The organism is Acidovorax sp. GW821-FHT11A03 (assembly GCF_058809075.1).
On record NZ_JBXASG010000001.1, the window covers coordinates 124,668 to 143,274 of the forward strand.

16 protein-coding genes and 1 pseudogene are annotated in these 18,607 nt (G+C 66.0%); 7 read left to right on the forward strand and 10 right to left on the reverse strand.

The window, feature by feature from the left end; translation table 11 throughout:
* Window positions 1-129 precede the first annotated feature (129 nt).
* From AC1RVY_RS00585 to AC1RVY_RS00615, 7 genes are all read right to left on the reverse strand, one after another.
* A complete protein-coding gene (locus AC1RVY_RS00585; protein WP_492253400.1) occupies window positions 130-498 on the reverse strand; it encodes a hypothetical protein in 369 nt (122 codons plus the stop codon).
* Window positions 499-806: 308 nt separating this feature from the next.
* Entirely contained in the window at window positions 807-1,799 is a 993-nt protein-coding gene (locus AC1RVY_RS00590) for a Bug family tripartite tricarboxylate transporter substrate binding protein (RefSeq protein ID WP_492804848.1), read from the reverse strand.
* A 135-nt stretch (window positions 1,800-1,934) separates the two neighbouring features.
* Entirely contained in the window at window positions 1,935-3,152 is a 1,218-nt protein-coding gene (locus AC1RVY_RS00595; protein WP_492804850.1) for an acyl-CoA dehydrogenase family protein, read from the reverse strand.
* Between the two features lie 132 nt (window positions 3,153-3,284).
* Window positions 3,285-4,901, reverse strand: a complete 1,617-nt coding sequence (locus AC1RVY_RS00600; RefSeq protein ID WP_492804852.1) for an AMP-binding protein — start codon at window positions 4,899-4,901, stop codon at window positions 3,285-3,287.
* Window positions 4,902-5,029: 128 nt separating this feature from the next.
* Window positions 5,030-5,458 carry a DUF1801 domain-containing protein gene (locus tag AC1RVY_RS00605; RefSeq protein ID WP_218294648.1) on the reverse strand — a complete coding sequence of 143 codons (429 nt, stop codon included), beginning with the start codon at window positions 5,456-5,458 and terminating at the stop codon, window positions 5,030-5,032.
* Between the two features lie 39 nt (window positions 5,459-5,497).
* Complete coding sequence (locus tag AC1RVY_RS00610) at window positions 5,498-5,995, reverse strand: GrpB family protein (RefSeq protein WP_218294649.1); 498 nt, start codon at window positions 5,993-5,995, stop codon at window positions 5,498-5,500.
* 11 nt (window positions 5,996-6,006) lie between these two features.
* Complete coding sequence (locus AC1RVY_RS00615) at window positions 6,007-7,011, reverse strand: LysR family transcriptional regulator (protein ID WP_369642689.1); 1,005 nt, start codon at window positions 7,009-7,011, stop codon at window positions 6,007-6,009.
* Between the two features lie 201 nt (window positions 7,012-7,212).
* On the opposite strand from AC1RVY_RS00615, the gene AC1RVY_RS00620 reads away from it, so the two are divergent.
* The 3 genes from AC1RVY_RS00620 (at window position 7,213) to AC1RVY_RS00630 (ending at window position 10,245) form a co-directional block, all read left to right on the forward strand.
* Window positions 7,213-8,319 (forward strand): LLM class flavin-dependent oxidoreductase, encoded by a 1,107-nt coding sequence (locus AC1RVY_RS00620; protein WP_218294651.1) that lies wholly within the window; start codon window positions 7,213-7,215, stop codon window positions 8,317-8,319.
* Window positions 8,319-9,386, forward strand: a complete 1,068-nt coding sequence (locus AC1RVY_RS00625) for an ABC transporter substrate-binding protein (protein WP_492804856.1) — start codon at window positions 8,319-8,321, stop codon at window positions 9,384-9,386. Before AC1RVY_RS00620 ends, AC1RVY_RS00625 begins: the two co-directional genes overlap by 1 nt.
* Window positions 9,387-9,687: 301 nt before the next feature.
* Window positions 9,688-10,245, forward strand: a complete 558-nt coding sequence (locus AC1RVY_RS00630; RefSeq protein ID WP_218341032.1) for a dihydrofolate reductase family protein — start codon at window positions 9,688-9,690, stop codon at window positions 10,243-10,245.
* 146 nt (window positions 10,246-10,391) lie between these two features.
* On the opposite strand, the gene AC1RVY_RS00635 is transcribed toward AC1RVY_RS00630, so the two are convergent.
* On the reverse strand, window positions 10,392-11,330 hold the full coding sequence (locus AC1RVY_RS00635; protein WP_492253395.1) for a LysR family transcriptional regulator: 939 nt from the start codon (window positions 11,328-11,330) through the stop codon (window positions 10,392-10,394).
* 97 nt (window positions 11,331-11,427) lie between these two features.
* Here AC1RVY_RS00635 and AC1RVY_RS00640 point away from each other — a divergent pair, with 97 nt between their 5' ends.
* Window positions 11,428-12,666 (forward strand): MFS transporter, encoded by a 1,239-nt coding sequence (locus tag AC1RVY_RS00640; protein ID WP_492804859.1) that lies wholly within the window; start codon window positions 11,428-11,430, stop codon window positions 12,664-12,666.
* Between the two features lie 119 nt (window positions 12,667-12,785).
* On the opposite strand, the gene AC1RVY_RS00645 is transcribed toward AC1RVY_RS00640, so the two are convergent.
* Both AC1RVY_RS00645 and AC1RVY_RS00650 read right to left on the reverse strand, forming a co-directional pair.
* Window positions 12,786-13,385: a putative pterin-binding protein gene (locus AC1RVY_RS00645; RefSeq protein ID WP_492804861.1), complete on the reverse strand. Its 600-nt coding sequence runs from the start codon at window positions 13,383-13,385 to the stop codon at window positions 12,786-12,788.
* A 100-nt stretch (window positions 13,386-13,485) separates the two neighbouring features.
* Window positions 13,486-14,518: pseudogene (locus tag AC1RVY_RS00650) on the reverse strand (ABC transporter substrate-binding protein).
* A gap of 477 nt (window positions 14,519-14,995) precedes the next feature.
* Here AC1RVY_RS00650 and wecB point away from each other — a divergent pair.
* From wecB to AC1RVY_RS00665, 3 genes are read left to right on the forward strand one after another with little or no spacing between them, the layout of a single operon-like run.
* Window positions 14,996-16,141, forward strand: coding sequence for a non-hydrolyzing UDP-N-acetylglucosamine 2-epimerase (wecB, locus tag AC1RVY_RS00655; protein ID WP_492804863.1), 1,146 nt, complete (start codon window positions 14,996-14,998; stop codon window positions 16,139-16,141).
* On the forward strand, window positions 16,116-17,441 hold the full coding sequence (locus AC1RVY_RS00660; protein ID WP_492804865.1) for a glycosyltransferase: 1,326 nt from the start codon (window positions 16,116-16,118) through the stop codon (window positions 17,439-17,441). Before wecB ends, AC1RVY_RS00660 begins: the two co-directional genes overlap by 26 nt.
* A 2-nt stretch (window positions 17,442-17,443) precedes the next feature.
* The gene (locus AC1RVY_RS00665; RefSeq protein ID WP_492804867.1) at window positions 17,444-18,604 is read left to right on the forward strand and encodes a glycosyltransferase family 4 protein; all 1,161 of its coding nucleotides are present in this window, start codon (window positions 17,444-17,446) and stop codon (window positions 18,602-18,604) included.
* Window positions 18,605-18,607: the final 3 nt, after the last annotated feature.

The window sequence follows — 18,607 nt, forward strand, 5'->3', positions numbered from 1 at the left end:
GATTCCGGCGGCCTGTGGGCCGGATTCTCCACGGTACGGCATGGCGCCGCCACCGCGCCACCCCGAAGCACAAAAGCCCGCGAATGCGGGCTTTGTACAGGGAATGGCGCTCCACGGGCGGCGAGAAAGCTAGGGCTTCTCTATGTATCCCGGCTCGGCGGCTTCGTCCGGGGGCTCCTTGGGCGCTTCGGGTTCGACCACCTGGCCCACGGCCGCGCCGCCGAGGGCGCCGGCGATGGCGCCTGCCGTGCCGCCCACGAACACGCCCACGGGCCCCGCCACCGCCACGCCCACGGCCGCGCCGGCGGCGGCTCCGGCCATCATGCCGCCCCCCATCAGGGCGGATTTGGACTCGCGCTCGGATTCACTCGGGCTCAGGGTATGTTGCGCGGCGGGGTCGGGGTCCTGCGAGGGGACGCCGTGGCCGGGCACGGCCTGTGCGGCCAGGTCGGGGTCGATGGGTTTTTCCTCGGCCACGGGATTCGAGAGGGTGTTCATGGGGCTCTCCTTGTCGTGTTGCGGGCAGGCGAGCAATGTCACTCGCTGCATTCATTCTTGGACGGGGCGGGCGCGCTGCCCGCCATCCAAGGAATCGGCCGCCTGTCGGACAAATGCCCGTGGCGCGGGCCTGCTTGACGGGGGTCAAGGAGCGGGCGGCCCCGGGGCCGGCCCGTGGCGCAAGGGTGCGAACGCACGGCGGCCGCGCCGCAGCCAGGGTTTGGGTATGAAAAGTGCCGCTGCCGACCATCCATCCAGCGGTAGTTGCTATAAAAGGAGAAGCGTTGGCGAGAAACGGCCGGCCGCCGCTACATCGGCTCCATCCGCGCCCTCTTCATCATGGTTTCCGTGAACGCTATTTCCTTGCCGAAAGCGCGTGTGAAGGCCTCGCTGTCCTGCACGAAGACCTGGCCGCCCTGTTCTTCCAGCGCGCTCACGACGGCGGGCTGCCTGAGCGCGGCATCGAAGGCGGCGCGCACGCGCGCGACGATGGCGTCGGGCGTGCCGGTGGGCACCGAGACACCGCCCCACGACGTCAGCTCCACGCCGGGCACCTGCAGCTCCGCCAGCGTGGGCACGCCCGGCAGCTTGGGGTTGCGCCGGGGGCCGGTCACGGCCAGGGCCCGCAATTTTCCAGCCTGGATGTTGGCGTACGCCACCGAGGTGATGGGGGCGCCGAAAGTCACCTGCTGGCCCATCACGGCATTCACGATCTCCGAGGCGCCCTTGTAGGGGACGTGGGTGGCTTCGGCCTGGGCCACGCTCAGCAGCATCTCCACCCCCAGGTGCGACGGGGTGCCGATGCCGCCCGACGCGTAGTCGATCTTGCCCGGCTGGGCGCGCATGCGGGTGAGCAGTTGCTCGAGCGTGCGGATGTCGGAGCTGGCGTGCACGATCACCGTGGTGTCGGAACTGGTGAGCCCGATCACGTGGCGGAAGTCCTTGAGCACGTCATACCCGGGCGCCTTGTACATGCGCATGCTGGCCGCCATGGGCGAGCCCGAGTAGATCCAGGTGTAGCCGTCCGGCGCGGCCTTGGCCACCTGCCGCGCGCCCAGGTTGCCGCCCACGCCGCCACGGTTCTCGATGACCACGGGCTGGCCCAGTTCCTTGGACACGGCCTCGGCCACGATGCGGGCCGTGGTGTCGGGCCCCGTGCCGGCCAGATAGGGCACCACCCACTTGATGGCGCGGCGGGGCCAGGGGGCGGAGGCCAGGGCGGGCGGGCCCGCCAGCAGCGGCAGCAGGCTGGCGGCCAGCAGGGCGCGGCGGCGCGGGGAGGATGGGGAGTGGGTTGTCATGTCTTGTCTCCTTGTGATTGTCGGGTGGGTGCGCTCGCGCACTGGGGCACCGTTGTGGCGGTATGGCGGACCCGAGCAACTGGCCTGGCCCGGGCCCGGGCCGGGGCCTGCGCGCCGCAGCGGCGGCGCAGCCGCTCAGGGGGCTGCCAGCAATTCCTTGGCGATGGTGTTGCGCTGGATCTCGCTCGTGCCCGTGAGCACCCGGTACATGCGCAGCATGCGGAACAGGAATTCCACGCGCCGGCCCTGCACGATGCCTTCGCCGCCGTGGATCTGCACCGCGCGGTCGGCAATGCGGAACGCCGCTTCCGAGCAGAACAGCTTGGCCATCGCTGCCTGCGCGCGCGGATCGCCGCCCGCGTCGATCTGCCGGGCGGTGGCCAGCATCAGCCCGCGCGCGGCGGCCCAGTCGGTCGCCATGTCGGCCAGCATGTGCTGAATGGCCTGGAACTGCCCGATGGCGCGGCCGAACTGCTGGCGCTGCTGCGCGTAGTCGCGCGCATCGCGCAGCGCCACCTGGGCCAGGCCCAGCATGGCGGGGCAGTGCAGCAGCCGGTTCACGGTGATGCGGCCCAGCGCCAGCGCCAGGCCCCGGCCCGGCTCGCCGATGAGGTGGGTGGCCGGCACGCGCGCGCCGTCCAGGGCGATGTTGCCCGTGCTCGTCTGGCCCGCCATGGTCTTGTAGCCCGCCTGCACGCGCACGCCGGGCGCATGCAGGTCCACGAAGAACGCGGACACCTCGCGCTGCGCCGGATCGGTGGCGGTGGAGGCCATCAGCACCGCATAGTCGGCAAAGGGCGAGCCCGAGATGAAGCGCTTCTCGCCGGTGAGCACGTAGTGGTTGCCATCCTTCACGGCGCGGGTCTGCACGTTGCCCGCATCCGAGCCCGCCTCGGCCTCGGTCAGCGCAAAGCAGATCGCCATGTCGGCCTGCGCCACGGGCAGGATGAAGTTCTGCAGCTGGAACGGCGTGGCGACGCGCGCCAGCGCGCCCACGCGCGGCGGGCCGCTCAGCTCGCCGAACACATGCGGCGCGAAGGGCGAGCCGCTGGCATAGATCGCTTCCTTCACGAGCACATGGTCCAGCACCGACAGGCCCAGGCCGCCCATCTGCGGAGGCAGCGTCATGCCGTAGAAGCCCAGCGCGTGCGAACGTTTCCACACCTGGCGCAGCAGCGCCTTGCCGGGGCTGTTCTCGTGGTCGATGCCATGCTCGCGCGCCAGCGCGGCCAGCTCGCCGTGCAGGTACTCGTTGATGCGGGTGATCAGCTCAGCCGCCTGCGGCGAGCCTTCGAACGGCACGCCCGGAAACAGTGGCGCGGGGATGGGGGAGGTGATGTCGTGGTTGTTCATGTCGAGATTCCTTGTCGGTTGTGGTGCCGACTGGATATGGAAACTGGCGCGGCCCGGTGCCGCGGACGCGGGGCGAGGGCCGCCTCTGGCGGACGCGCCAGGGCGCGCGGCGCCTCGGGGGGATGCCGCTCTCTAGTTCACCATGCGGCCCCGGCCCTCCCAGTAGGGGGCCTGCACCGCGCGGCGCATCACCTTGCCATTGGGGTTCTTGGGCAGCGTGGGCACGAACTCGATGCGCCGGGGCCGCTTGAAGCCGCCCAGGTGCTGGGCGCAGAAGGCGTCGATGGCGGCGCTGACCTCGTCGCCCGCCGTGTGGCCGGGCTTGAGCACCACGTGCGCGGCCACGGCCTCGCCCCACTTGTCGTCGGGCACGGCGAACACGCAGGCGTCGGCGATCGCGTCATGCTGGTACAGCACCGCTTCCACCTCCGACGGGTACACGTTGAAGCCGCCGCTGATCACCATGTCCTTCTTGCGGTCCACGATGTAGACAAAGCCTTCGTCGTCCATGCGGGCCAGGTCGCCCGTGTGGTAGGCGCCGTCCTTGAGCACCTCGGCCGTGAGCTCGGGCGCGCGCCAGTAGCCCGCGAAGATGTCGTCGCCGCGCACCACGATCTCGCCGATCTCGCCCGTGGCCACGCTCTGGCCGTCGTCGCCCAGGATCTGTACATCGCATTCGAGGAACGGCCGCCCGCACGATGCCAGGCGCTCGGGCCGCGCGGCGCGGGCGAACAGGTGGTCTTCCACCGACAGGCCGCACACGCCCGAGGTGGTCTCGCCCGCGCCATAGCCCTGCTGCAGCACGGGCCCGAACACATCCATGGCCTTCAGGATGCGTGCGGGCGCCATGGGGGCGGCGCCATAGCCCAGCCGCAGCAGGTCGGGCAGGGGGCGGTACTGGCCCTCCAGCTCGGCCAGCAGCATGTTGATCATGGTGGGCACCATGAAGGTGTGCGTCACGCGGTCGGCGCGCATGTCGGCGATGAAGCGCGCGGGCTCGAAGCCGTTGAACAGGCGGATGGTCACGCCCTGGCACAGCGCGGGCACGATCTGCATGCCCGATGCGTGCGTGATCGGCCCCACCAGCCCCAGGATGTGCCCGGGCTGCTGTCCGTCCGAGCGCGTGAGGAACTTGCGCAGCTGCGCCAGCCGGTTGCCAAAGGTCTGCATGGCCGCCTTCAGCACGCCCGACGAGCCCGAGGTGTAGTGCAGCACGGCCACCTCGTGCTCGTGCACCTGCACGGGGCTGAAGGCATCGCTGGCTTGCGCCAGTGCGGCCTCGTAGCTTGCGGCGCCTGCGCCATCGAGCAGCAGCAGGCGCGGCATGCCGCCCTGCAGTGCCTGCTCCACGTGCGGGCGGATGGCCTCGGCCCGCTCGGCCGTGGTGACGATGAGGGCGGCATCGCTGTTGGCCGCCACGGCGCCCACTTCGGCGGGCGACAGACGGGCGTTGAAGGGTGCCTTGACGAGCCCGGCCTTGTAGCAGGCGACCTCGATCTCGACGATTTCCACGCAGTTGGGCAGGTAGATGCCCACGCGGTCGCCGCGCGCCAGGCCCAGGCCGAGCAGGGCGTTGGCCAGGCGGTTGGAGCGCTGCTCCAGCTCGGCATAGGTGACGCTGCGCGCGGGGCTCTTCACGGCCACGCGCCGGGCGTGCGTCCGGGCGCTCCTGGCGACAAGCGCGCCCACGTTGGCGACCGCGCGGGGAGAGGGGGGGGAGGGGGTGGTAATGGCTGTCTCCTGAAACACCGGCCCCGTCGAGCGCGGGGCATAGGGCCACTGTTCCAGAAGACGGGGGTATCAGGGAAATACCGATTGCTGATGGGGAGGTATCAGATGAATTGATGGCCTTGCTGCCGGCCACCACCCTGGGAACACTATTTCGCCTTGGCGCGGGCGGCGGGCTTTCTGCCGGCGGGCCTGGCGGCATTGAGCTCCACCGCAGCGCGGATGAGCGCCTTGAAGGCATCGGCATCCACCTCATCGCCTTCATGGATGTCGATGGCCCGCCGCGCGTTGCCGTCCAGGCTGGCGTTGAAGAGCCGGGCCGGGTCGGGCAGCGAGGCCCCCTTGAGGAAGGTGAGCTTCACCGACGCCTTGTAGCTCTCGCCGGTGCACAGGATGCCGCCCAGCGACCACACGGGCGTGCCCATCCACTTCCATTCCTCCACCACGCCGGGCGCGGCCTCGTGGATGAGCTGGCGCATGCGGGCCAGCGCGCGGCCGCGCCAGTCGGCGAGGTCGGCGATGCGCTGGTCGATGAGGGTGGAGGCGGGCTGGTTGTTTGTGGTGCTGGTGGATGGCATGCGTGTCTCCTGCGGCTGGTTTTTCGGGAAGGCGTGCGATCAATCTGCAGCGCAGGATGTTCCTGCGGCCTGCAGCACCGCCTTGATGAACCGCGCTTTCTCGTCGCGGTATCGGTCCATCCCATCGGATGCGAACCGCTGTTTGAGCTGGTTGTACTGGGTTACCAGCGCAGGGTCGGCGCGCAAGGCATCGCGAAAATGCAGAAAGAACTCGAACTCCGAGCCACGCGCTACCACCTGCAGTGCAACGTCCATGGTGGTGTCGGCTGACAAAAGCATGCACAGCGCGGGCGTGCGCAGCGTGCCGGCCTTGGCCACGTAGCCCGCAGCTTCCAGGGCTTCGACACTGCGTGCGTGGTCCTGCGCCGGTACCAGCAAGCAGATGTCCAGGTCGCCCTTGGAGATGGCGCCTGGGATGGACGAGGCACCGATGTGTTCGATGATGGCGTGGGGCACAAGCCTGGCGACTTCAGCGGCCACCGCCGCGAAGGTGGCTGCTGCCTGGTCCTGGTACTGCGCGGATTCGAGCAATGTCACCCTGGGCATCCTCACACCACCGCCTCCCACTTCCCCGACACCACCAGTTCCAGCACCACCGCGATCAGCGCCTCCATCACCACCTGCATCACGCCGTCCACCTCGCGGTCGGCGGTGGTGGCCAGGGTATAGCTGCGCGTCAGCTCGGGGTTGACCACGCGGGCCACCATCCAGTCGGGCCCGGCGGCAGGCGCGTCGCCCAGCGCGCAGGCGGGCGTGAAGGTGAAGCCGCCCCCGCACGCGTACAGCGACCGGATCACGCGGGCGGAGTCGTGTTCGTGGGCGATGTTCAGGGCCACGCCGCGCGCGGCGGCGGCTTCTTCCACCCGCTGGCGGATGGAGTAGCGGCGCGACTGCAGCACCAGGGGCTGCGCGGCGGCGTCGGCGAAGTCGATGGTGGGGCGCGCGGTGGCGGCCGCCGCGCCCGCAACGGTGCCGGTAGTGGCGGCGATGGCGTTGGCACCCGGTGGCTTGCGCAGCAGCGCCCGCACGGCGCCGCCGGGGTCGTGCCCGCAAAAATACATGGCCTCGCGCACCAGCGGGCGGCAGTGCAGGCCCTCCACCTGCGCCGCGTCCACCAGGATGCCGATGTCCGCGCGGCGGTCGAGCATCGCCTTTTTCACCATCAGGCTCAGGTCGTCCAGGACAAAGACGCGGATGCGCGGGTGCGACTCCTTCAGGTGCGCCAGCAGCGGGCCCATGATCAGCGACGAGAGCAGGAACGGCACCGCGATCGTCACCGAGCCCTCGGGCCCCTGCGGCAGGCGCTGGATGCGCTCGCGCATCGCGGCGGCGTCGCTCAGCAGGCGGCGGGCGTCTTCGTACAGCTGCTGCCCGGCGGGCGTGGGCGTGACGCCGGCGTGCGAGCGCTCGAACAGCCGCGCGCCCAGCTCGCCCTCGAGCTTCTTGATCTGCGCGGTGAGCGCGGGCTGGGCGATGTACAGCGTGCCCGCCGCGCGCGAGAGGCTGCCGGCTTCCAGCACGGCGATGAAGTAGCGGAGCGCGCGCAGGTCCATGGGGCAGGGCGGAATCTGGGGGAGGAAGGAGGGTGGTCGGCGGATGAATCGCACGCAACTCTAACCTGCCCGCCACCCCGGGCCGGGGGTATGCGGAGGGCGAGTTTGCAAACGCGTTTTTCTTCGTTGAGGCGCAGGCTCCGCGCGCGGATCATGCCCTTCAACCCCATCCCCCAACCGCTTATCCCGCAGGAGCCCGCTATGCCCGTCCAGTTCATCGGCATGATCCAGCCGAACGAAGTGTCAGAAACCATTCCCCGCCGTGGCCCGGCGGTGGACCCCGCCTATGTGCGCGTGTTCGCCCAGGCGCACGAGCACGCGGGCTTCGACCGCATCCTGGTGCCCGCCAGCTCATCGAGCCCCGACACGCTGCTCACCGCCACCTACGCGGCCTCGGTCACGCAGAAGATCGGCCTGCTGTTGGCCCACCGCCCCGGCTTCGTGGCGCCCACGCTGGCCGCGCGCCAGCTGGCCACGCTGGACCACTACACCGGCGGCCGCCTGGCGGTTCACTACATCAGCGGCGGCTCGGACGAAGACCAGCAGCGCGACGGCGACTTCCTCGGTCACGACGAGCGCTATGCGCGCACCGACGAATACCTCGGCATCCTGCGCCGCGTGTGGGCCGAGGACAAGCCCTTCGACCACGAAGGCACCTACTACCGCGCCAAGGGTGCCGTGTCCGAGGTGAAGCCGCTGCAGGGCCAGCGCGTGCCCATCTACTTTGGCGGCGCATCGGCCCCCGCCTTGCAGGTGGCCGGCAAGCATGCCGACGTGTACGCGCTGTGGGGCGAATCGCTGGCCCAGGCTGGGGACCTGGTGCGCCGCGTGCGCGCCGAGGCCACCTTGCACGGCCGCCATGTGGATTTCAGCATCTCGTTCCGTCCCATCCTGGGCAAGACCGAGGACGAGGCCTGGGCCAAGGCCGAGCGCATCCTGGACGACACCCGCCGCCTGCGCGTGCAGCAGGGCTATGCACGCGGCGTGGGACCGCAGCAAAGCGAAGGCGCGCAGCGCCTGCTGGCCGATGCGGCCAAGGGCGACCGCGTGGACGAACGCCTGTGGACGGCCATCGCGCGCGAGATTGGCGGGCGGTCCAACTCCACCTCCCTGGTCGGCACGCCCGAGCAGGTGGCCGACGCGCTGCTCAAGTACTACGACCTGGGCATCACCACCTTCCTCATCCGGGGCTTCGACCCGCTGGTGGATGCCATCGACTACGGCCGCGAGCTGCTGCCCCTGGTGCGCGCCAAAGTGGCTGAACGCGACGGCGAGCACGCCGCGCAAACCCTGCGCAAGGCAGCCTGATGAGCGACCGCATCGACCACGCCGAGGGCAACCGCCCCGGCATCGGCAGCGACGACAGGGGCAGCGCCGGCCACCGCAGCCGCCCCGGCGCATCGCGCCGCCAGTGGCTGCAGCAGGCGGCGGCCCTGTCGGTGGGCGCCACCGGCATCCTGGGCCCGGGCTCCGCCGCTCGCGCCCAGGCGCAGGCACCTGCGGCATCGCTGGTGCTGGGCGACCAGGCCGGTGGATTGCGTGCCCTGTTCGAAGCCGCCCGCACGCTGGAGGGCGCACCGTTTGCCTGGCGCTGGGCCAACTTCCAGGGCGCGGCGCCGCTGTTTGAAGCGCACCGCAGCGGCGCGGTGGACACCGCCATGGCCGGCGACCTGCCCGTGCTGGCGGCCGCGGTGGGCAAGACGCCGCTCAAGATCGTGGCCACCCGCGTCGGCCAGCCCGACTCGCTGGGCATCGTGGTGCAGGGCGACTCGCCGCTGGGCAAGGTGGCCGACCTGCGGGGCAGAACCGTCATCGTCTCGTCCGCGCGCGGCAGCATCTCGCAATACCAGCTGTACGGCGCGCTGGAAGAGGCGGGCGTCAAGCGCGAGGAGGTCACGGTCAAGTTCGTGCTGCCCACCGACGCAGCCGCCGCCTTCGCCTCCCGGCAGATCGACGCCTGGGCGATCTTCGACCCCTACTACACCATCGCCCTGCAGCAGGGCGGCCGCATCCTGCGCGACGGGCGCGGCATCAACACCGCCCTGGGCTTCATCACCGCCACCGAGGCCGCCCTGGCCGACCCGGCCAAGCGCGCCGCCATCGTGCAGTACCTGGACCGCCTGGCCCGCGCCGGCGACTGGGCCCTGGCCCACCGCGAGGCGTATGCGCAGGTCTACACCCAGCTCACGCGCCTGCCCATCGACGCCTCGCGCATCATCACCGGGCGCGCGGCCATCGCGGCCCGGCCCGTGACGCAGGCGGATGTCACGGCGCTGCAGACGGTGGCGGACCGTTCCGCGCGGGATGGGATCCTGCCGGTGCGGGTGGATGTGGCGGCGATCACGGATATGCAGGTTTGGCGAGGGGCCGTGTGAGCAGTGGATTCTCTGTTTTGAATGAAAAATGGCCCTGGCGCTTTCTGGTCAAGCGCTGGGTGCTATTGAAACGAGAGCGGCCGATGTGCCGCTCTTTTTCTTTCGGCCGTGAGGAGATCCGGGCCGAACTAGCGCACGAGGCCTGACAATTCACTCCAGCCAACGCCGCTTCGTGGCGCGGCTTCACGGCCAGGCGCCAGCCGGCAGTCGGCAGTCGGCACGGGGGCGCGCCTCGCGAAGGGGCTCGTGCACGGGAGCCAGGCGGCGAGCGGCTCGTTGCGTATCTCGCACGGAGGACACCATGGGACTCTTGACCTTCAGCATCAACGTCACCCTGGACGGCTGCGTCGACCACCAGGAAGGAATCGCCGACGAGGAGACACACGCCTTCTTCACCCGCCTCATGGACGAGAACGGGGCGATGCTGTGGGGCCGCGTGACCTACGAGATGATGGAGAGCTACTGGCCAGCGGTGGCGCGTGGCGACGTGGAGGCGCCGGCGGCGGTGCGCGAGTGGGCGGTCAAGCTGGAGGCCAAGCCAAAGTACGTGGTGTCCTCGACGCGAAAGGACTTCCCGTGGACCCGCAGCCACCACATCGCCGGCGACCTGCGCACGGGCGTGCAGCAGCTCAAGGACGCGACCCCAGACGGCGTACTTCTCGGTAGCGGCAAGCTCGCGACCGAGCTGGACCGGCTGGATCTGATCGACGAGTACCAATTGCTCGTCCATCCCAGGATCTCCGGCCACGGCCCAACCCTGTACGAGAGCGGGCTGCCCGGTACGCGGCGGCTCGCGTTGATCTCGGCGAGGCCGCTGCGCTGCGGCGCGGTCGCCATGCACTACCGGCGCGCGCGCTGAGGCCGGGAGGGGCCCTGCCGCCTCACGGCGTGCAGCCCTTGGACGGGTCTGCGCTGCGCGGCCCGCCGGTGAGGCGGGCGTTGCGGCGGCGCCGCCAAAAAAAGCCACCGGCAGCCCCTGGCCGGGACGCGTCTTGCATCTTGCGCTCAGCCCGCCACCGCCCGCATTCCCACCAGCCCGGGCATCGCGCCCCGCATCGCCTCCAGGAACAACCGCAACCGCGCCGGATAGAACCGCGCGTAGGGGTACACCAGGTACACCGGCAGCGGCGCGGCGTGCCATGTGGGCACCAGGTGCAGCAAATGCCCCTGCCGCACATCGTTGTCCACGATCCACGCCGATGAAATGCATGCCCCCAGTCCGGCCAGCGCGGCGCTGCGCAGGGCATACAGGCTGTCGGTGGCCAGGCGCGGTGTGATGCCGAAGGTGTGGGCCTCCCCGCTGGGCTCGTGCACCAACGTCACGTCGCGCCGGTAGAAGGTGCTGAGCGCCAGCCAGGGCAGCCGCTGCAGGTCCTGCGCATGCTCGGGCGTGGGGCGCCCGGCCATGAGGGCCGGGGAGGCGAGCACGATGCGGGGCACTTCGGCCAGGCGCACGGCCACCACGCTGGGGTCGTCCACCGCGCCGACCTGGATGGCGCAGTCGATGCCTTCGGCGATGAAGTTGGGGCGGCGGTCGTGCAGCATCCATTCCACGTCCACCTCGGGGTAGCGGCGCAGGTAGGCCATCAGCGGGGCGATGAACTGGTCTTGCCCGAAGGCGTGCGGCGCCAGCACGCGCAGGGTGCCGCGCGGGGTGTCGGCCGTGCCGCGCAGGTCGTCTTCCATGGCGCGCCAGTCTTCCAGTAGGGCCTTGGCGTGGGCAAAGCAGCGTTCGCCGTCTTCCGTCAGCTTCATCACATGCGTGGAGCGCTGCAGCAGCTTGATGCCCAGGCTGCGCTCCAGCGCCTGCAGGCGGCGGCTCACGGTGGGCTGGCTGGTGCCCAGCTGCTGGGCGGCGGCAGACAGGCTGCCGGTCTCCACGATGCGGATGAAGGTCTGCATCAGCTCGATGCGGTCGGCGCCGGGCGGCAGGGTGATGGTCATGCGCCAAGCGTATAACAAATCTGCAGCTTGGCCCACTACCCAAGGGGAGGGTGCGCTAGAACAATCGCACCATTCCTTTTGTTGAGCGGGTATTGAGATGTCTTCCATTCAAAATGTGCATGTAACAAGCCCTGCCGCCGGCACGGCCCCGGCGCGGCCGCCTGCCGAGGGCGCGGTGAGCGCGCCGCTCTTGCTGCTGCTGGCCACCACGGCGGGGCTGAGCGTGGCGTCGCTGTACTACAGCCAGCCCATGCTGGGCGTGCTGGGGCCCGACATGCAGGCCGACAGCCGCGTGGTGGGCCTGGTGCCCACGCTCACCCAGCTGGGGTATGCGCTGGGCATTCTGCTGCTGGCCCCGCTGGGCGACCGGTATGACCGGCGCCGCATCATCGTCATCAAGTCCATCGCGCTGATGCTGGCCCTGCTGCTGAGCGGCCTGGCGCCCGGCATGGGCGCGCTGCTGGCGGCCAGCCTGGCCGTGGGCCTGGCGGCCACGGTGGCGCAAGACGTGGTGCCCGCCGCCGCCACGCTGGCCCCGGCCGCGCAGCGCGGGCGCATGGTGGGCATCGTGATGACCGGGCTGCTGCTGGGCATCTTGCTGTCGCGCGTGGTCAGCGGCTTCATGGCGCAGCAGTGGGGCTGGCGCACGGTGTATGTGGCGGCGGCGGTGGCCATTGCGCTGCTGACGGTGGCCGTGTGGCGCGGGCTGCCGCGTTTCGCGCCCACCACGCAGTTGGGCTATGGGGCGTTGATCGGCTCGATGGTGGCACTGTGGCGCCAGCACGCGGCGCTGCGCCGCGCGGCCTGGGCGCAGGGCCTGCTGGCCGTGGGCTTCAGCGCCTTCTGGTCCACGCTGGCGGTGATGCTGCACAGCCAGTTCCACCTGGGCACGGCGGCTGCGGGTGCGTTTGGCCTGGCCGGGGCGGCGGGCGCACTGGCCGCGCCCCTGGCGGGGCGCCTGGCCGACAAGCGCGGGCCCGAGGTGGTAACCCGCTATGGCGCCGGGCTGGCGGCCGCATCGTTTGCCGTGATGGCGCTGGTGCCGCTGCTACCGGCACAGGCGCAGCTCGCGTTGATCGTGGCCAGTGCCATCGGTTTTGACTTTGGCGTGCAGGCCACGCTGGTGGCGCACCAGACCATCGTGTACGGTATCGACCCCGCCGCGCGCAGCCGGCTCAATGCGCTGCTGTTCACGGGCATGTTCATCGGCATGTCGGCCGGCGCGGCGCTGGGCAGCCTGGTGCTGGCGCAGTGGGGCTGGCTGGGGGTGGTGGCGCTGGCCACCGCGGGGTCGCTGGCGGCCCTGGGGGCGCGGATGGTGGGGAGGGCATCCTGATTGGAGTGAAAATGGCCCCTTGCGCTTGTTGGACAAGCGCTGGCAGCTATGAAAAAAAGAGCGGCCATCGGGTCGCTCTTTTTCTTTTTCTTGGGGCTGCGTCACCCTGGCAGGCTGACTCAGGCCTTTTTCACCTCGACGTGGTAGAGCCCCCAGGGGCACAGGCCAAAGCGCTCTTTCACCGGCTTGTCCTTGAACGCGGGCAGCACATCGGCGTCGTACACGGCCCACTGGGGGCCCAGGCCGCCCAGGGCCATGGGCTGGCCGTCGATGTGGGTGGCGACGATCATGCGATAGGCCTGCGCGTCGGCCATGCTGATGGTGACGTTGTAGCCGTCCACCGCGCGCAGCACCAGCTGCACCGGGCTGCCCGCCGCCACGCCCGCTGCCGCGAGCACGGTGGTGAGCAGGGGGCCTTTGAGTGTGTGGGGCTTGGCGTCGTACTCCAGCGTGGGTTTGATGGTGACGGCCGCCATGCGCTGCAGGGCGGCGGCGTCGAACGCGTGCGCCTGGGGGAACTGGATGCCATGCTTGCCCATCATCTGGTCGATGGTGGGGTCCAGCGCGCCACGGTTGGGCTTGGTGATGGCGCCGCTGATGGTCAGCAGCGCGGGGTTGCCGGAGGCGGCGGGCGGGGCCGCGTGGCTGCTGCCGGTGGTGGTCCACAGCCCTGCCAGGCCCATGCTGGCCGCGACGAAATGGCGCTTTTGCTTGTTCATCATGCTCCTCGTTGTGGTTGAGGGGCGCATGGTAAGCGCAAGGCGGACTGGTGCCACGCAAAAAATGGCCGGCCGGCTGGATGCCGGCCGGTGCATTGCCTCAGCCCGCCGTGGCCAACCCGGGCGGCTGCAGCACGCTCTTGAAGCTGCGGTCCCACAGCGGCGCGACCTGCGCGGGGCCGTCCAGCACGCCCAGCTGCAGGAAGGCATCGGCCACGGCCTGGTGGCCCTTGACCACGCCGTCGTCCACGGGGCGCAGGTCGTAGTCGGTGCTGCGGTTGTTCCACAGCTCGATCAGGTCGCCCACGGGCACGCGGGTTTCGGCGGACTGGGCCCGGGCGTACTCAAGGTAGTTGCCATTGGCCCACAGGTAGGCGCGGCGCAGGCGCTGCAGGTAGTCGCTGATGGCGGCGTGCCGGGCCGGGTCTTCCACCGCGCGCGGGTTGGCGTAGATGGGGAAGTTGCCAGACAGGTAGCCCTGGCCGGTCTTGAGCACGCGCGCGCCGTAGCGCAGCCGCGCCAGCTGGCCGTTGTAGCCATAGATGGCCCAGGCATCCAGGTCGCCCCGGTCAAAGGCCGAGAGCCCATCGGCCGGCGTGAGGTTGATGGCGCTGATGTCGGCGAACGACAGGCCCGCCTCGGCGAGCTGCCGGCTCAGGTAGTAGTGCGAGGTGGTGGCGCGCACGTAACCCACGCGCTTGCCCTTGAGGTCGGCGATGCGCTGGATGGGCGCGTCCTTGCGGGCCAGCGTGACCTGGTTGTGGAGGTCTTCGCGCACCACCGCGATGAAGCGCACCTGTGCCTTCTGGCGCGCGGCGAACAGGGCCGGGATCTCGCTGCCCGAGCCCAGGTCCAGCGCGTCGCCGTTCAGGGCCTCGATGTGCAGCACGCCGTTGTTCAGCTCGCGCCATTCGATGCGGTAGGGCGTGCGGCCCTGGCCGGACGCGGCGATGAGGGCCGCGCCACAGGCCCTTATAGGTGCCGATGCGCAGCGTCACCTTGGAGAGGTCAGGTGCGGGTGGCGTGGGTGGCGCGGCCAGCGCGGGCACGCCCGCCGTGGCGGCCCAGGCGGCGGCGCCCAGGCCGGCCTGGATGAGGTGGCGGCGGTTCAGGGGTTGGGGTGTGTGGGGCATGGCGGGCAGGTTCGTGGAGCAATGGGACAGGCCGCGAGGTTCCGACAAGCGCTACGGCTGCGCAAAGACCATTGCGTAGCATCGATATGCGCTAAGTGCGGCACCCGCAAGGGTCCCCGGCAAACAGGCTTTCGCGAAACTGCGGATACCCCAATGAACCGGAGCCTCCGTCCCCGCAGAGGAGTGCGCACTGAGCACCGGTAACCAGAAGCATCCTGGTGCGATGCCAATGAAATTGACGGGCTGCATCCAAGGGGGTCTGGGCGTACGATGGATGGCCGCTGGCGTTGTAGCAATATCCTGCAGCTCTCCGTCCCGGGGAGCCGAGGCTTCGTGTTTTTTCACTCCCACTTTAATGTGCGTGAGAAATACAGGGCATGAACGAAAGACGAAAATTTCTCCGATAGAGATTAATCTGATCAAGAGCGTGGCTGGCAACGGCCTTGTTGTTATTTTTCGTAGCTTCATCCTTTTGTAATGTACTTGTCCAACAGAATAAAAATAATTTGCGTAGTTGGCACCAGGCCAGAGGCCATTAAAATGGCGCCGCTGATTATCGCATTGCGTAGCACCAGCTGGGCATCAGTGCGAATTGTTTCGACAGGACAGCATCCTGTTCTGGTCGAGAAGATGCTTTCTCATTTTTCGCTGGCTCCAGATATCATTTGTGAGGTGATGGCGCCAAACCAAAGCCTGTCGAAACTGACGATTCGGTTGCTTGGTGAACTGGATCGTTGTTTTCAGGCTGAAAAACCGGATATTGTGATTGGGCAAGGGGACACAACATCCGTAATGGCTGCAGCGCTTGCTGCATTCTATCTTCGCATTCCATTTGCGCACGTGGAGGCGGGCTTGCGAACCAGGGACTATGACAATCCATTTCCAGAAGAAATGAACCGTGTTGTGGTTGGAAATATGGCTCGGTGGCATTTTGCACCAACGGATATTGCTCGAAATAATCTCATTGAGGAAGGAAAATCCGCCGATACCATTCATGTAACTGGTAATACGGTTGTTGATGCATTGCTCTATACGGCAGATCTTTGTCCATCACCGGTATCATCGGAATTTAAAAAATCCAGAATGATACTGTTTACCGCACATAGAAGGGAGAATATCGGGGAACCTTTTTTTGAAATATGCCGAGCGGCAAGACATCTGGCTGATGTGCGGAATGACATCTTTATTCTCTTTCCGGTTCACCCGAATCCTGCCATAAAAAATGCAGCATATGAATATCTTTCGGATCATCCTAGGATTCGCCTTGTCCCGCCGCTTGATTATGTGGATTTCGTTGCGGCCATGAAATCTGCATTTTTCATACTGACTGACTCTGGTGGAGTCCAGGAAGAGGCGCCATCATTGGGAAAGCCTGTGCTTGTTTTGCGCAATGAAACTGAAAGACCCGAAGGCATAGACGCTGGAGTGACGAAGCTGGTAGGGTGTGATTTTGACTCCATTGTCAACTCATCGTTGCAGCTACTTGATGATGATGCTCTCTATCAATCATTTTCATCGCGAAACTCCCCTTACGGCGATGGCCGTGCATCCGCAAGAATTGTGGATATATTGCAAGAGGCATTGACCAAAAGTAGCTATGCGCATTCTTCTGATCGCCTATGAGTTTCCTCCCATCGTCTCAGCACAGTCACTACGATGGTTCTATCTGGCGAATGAACTGGCAAGGCTCGGCGTAGAAGTGCATGTACTTTGTCCCGATATGCCCGCATTGCCACCCTTTCACCAGGATTTTGCGCCTGGAGTGATCATCCACCGGGTTTGGCCTGGGCCGTATGTTGGCTTTTCGCAGAGTGCCTATTTATATATATCCAGGCGATCACAAGGTGCTGGTGTTGTGGGCCCCATTGGCGGTGACTCCATTTGGCTAAAAATGCATCGCTGGGGGCGTCGTGCACTCGATCAGATCATATTTCCTGATCTGCGTACCGAATGGGTACCCACCGCATCTTTGCGTTTGATTCACTTGCTCAGAACGACGAAATTCAGTGCAATCGTGGCTTCCCATGAGCCCGGGGCCGACCTTCTTCTCGGCCTCCTGGCCAAACGGATCTTTCGAATTCCACTCATCATCGATCTTGCTGACCCGGTCGTTGCTCCTTATACGCCGCGCTGGCGTCAGCGAATTGATCTGGCCTTTGAGGCAAAAATTATCACCCATGCTGATGCGATGGTGGTGACGACAACGGCTGTTGTTGATCTTTTGAGAAAGCGCCATGACCTGCATGATGTTGACGGAAAATTCACATGCATCGCGCAGGGGTTTCCAAGTAAAAATAGTGGATTTATTGAAAACCGCGATCGATCGAAGTCTCTACGCCTTGTATATACCGGGAATTTTTACGCAGATTTCCGTTCGCCCGTCGAGCTGGCAATAGCGTTGCGATCGCTTCGTGATTTGGATATCTCAGTCGACTTTTACGGAAATCACGTCGCGTATCAATCACTGTTCCACGGTATTTCAGGCATCAAATTTCATGGGGTTGCCGATCATGGGAAATGCATTTTGGCACAGCAGAATTGCAATGTGCTGCTTAGCATTGGCAATAGCCAGCCATTCCAGATTCCAGGAAAGATTTATGAATATCTTGGTGCAGGCACTCCTATATTGCATATTTCCAGTGCGGCCACGGATGAGGCCGGAGCGCTGATCATGCGAGTCTGCGCGGGATGGGTTATCCAGAACAATGCAGCTTCAATTGAGCATACCCTTCGCGAAATTCATGCGTGCTGGTTGGGCGGGGCCCTGGAATCGATGTTTTTGCGGAATGAGAGTGCCATTGCCGAGTTTGCGTGGAGCAAGAGAGCAATTCATTACAAGGAGGTGATCCATAGAATTTTAGAAACCTCAAAAAATACCGGATCGGCAGATGATTCGGAAAAAAAAAAGAAAAAGGAAATGTAGCTATGCGCATAGCCGTGGACATCAGCATGCTTGAAATACCCGGTTCAGGTATTGCGAGGTACATAAAATGCCTGCTGCCGTTGATGATTGAGCAGAGTCAAGGCCGGCATCACTGGTTGCTCTATGGAAGGGTTTGTCCAGCGGCTCATTATGTCCAGCTGCCGAATGTGACTTGTCGATCCGATTACTTTCCCCGTGATGTCGGAAGGATCGCCAGTCTGTTCTTCTCGCAAGTCATCTGGGGGAGCATTGATCAGCCCGATGTCTACTGGAGTCCCGCGCATAGATTGCCGTGGTCGTTACCACGAAAAACAGCCACAACAGTGACCGTTCATGATCTTTGCTGGCTGAAGCAGCCAGAAACAATGCGCCGCGTCACGTACTGCCTGGACCGCTTCTTCATGCCTCGAAGCCTTGCGGCCGCTCAACAGATCATCGCGATCTCGGAATCAACGGCGGAGGATATCAAACGGTATTTTGGGGAATCGGTCCAGAAAAAAGTGTCAGTTGCAACCGAAGGCGGGGCGCATATGCCCCCCCCATTGCCGCTCGTTCATTTAAGGAGCTTGGGTATTGAAAGGCCATATGTACTGTTTGTGGGCAGCTTCGAGCCCCGAAAAAATTTGGCAAGATTGCTGCAGGCTTTTCAACGCATGATCGACCGTACGGAGGCCAAAATTCTTTTGGTGCTGGTGGGGGCTGCGAGCTGGGGCCGAAATTCCGTGAAGAATGATATTGAAGCCCTGGGGATCAGGGACAAGGTGGTCATCCTGGAAAATGTTGATGATCAGGTTCTGTCAACACTGTATCGGCATGCGCAATGCTTGGCTGCGCCGTCTCTTCTGGAGGGCTTTTGTTTGCCGGTAGCGGAAGCAATGTCATTTGGAACCCCGGTGCTGGCTTCCGTATCGTCAGCATTTCCAGAAGTGGTTGGGCGAGGAGGTGTACTCGTAGATCCCCTCAATGTGGATTCAATTGCTGACGGACTCGCCAGACTCATCACCAACGAAGACTTGAGACAGGAACTCAGCGAGCATGCACTCAGGCACTCTTCGAGTTTTTCGTGGGAGCGAGCGGGATTGGCGACGCTGAAGATCCTAGAAAGCGCGCATGAAAACCAAGTGCAGAGAAGTATGAGTCCGGGTCGTGATGGAGTACCCTAGATC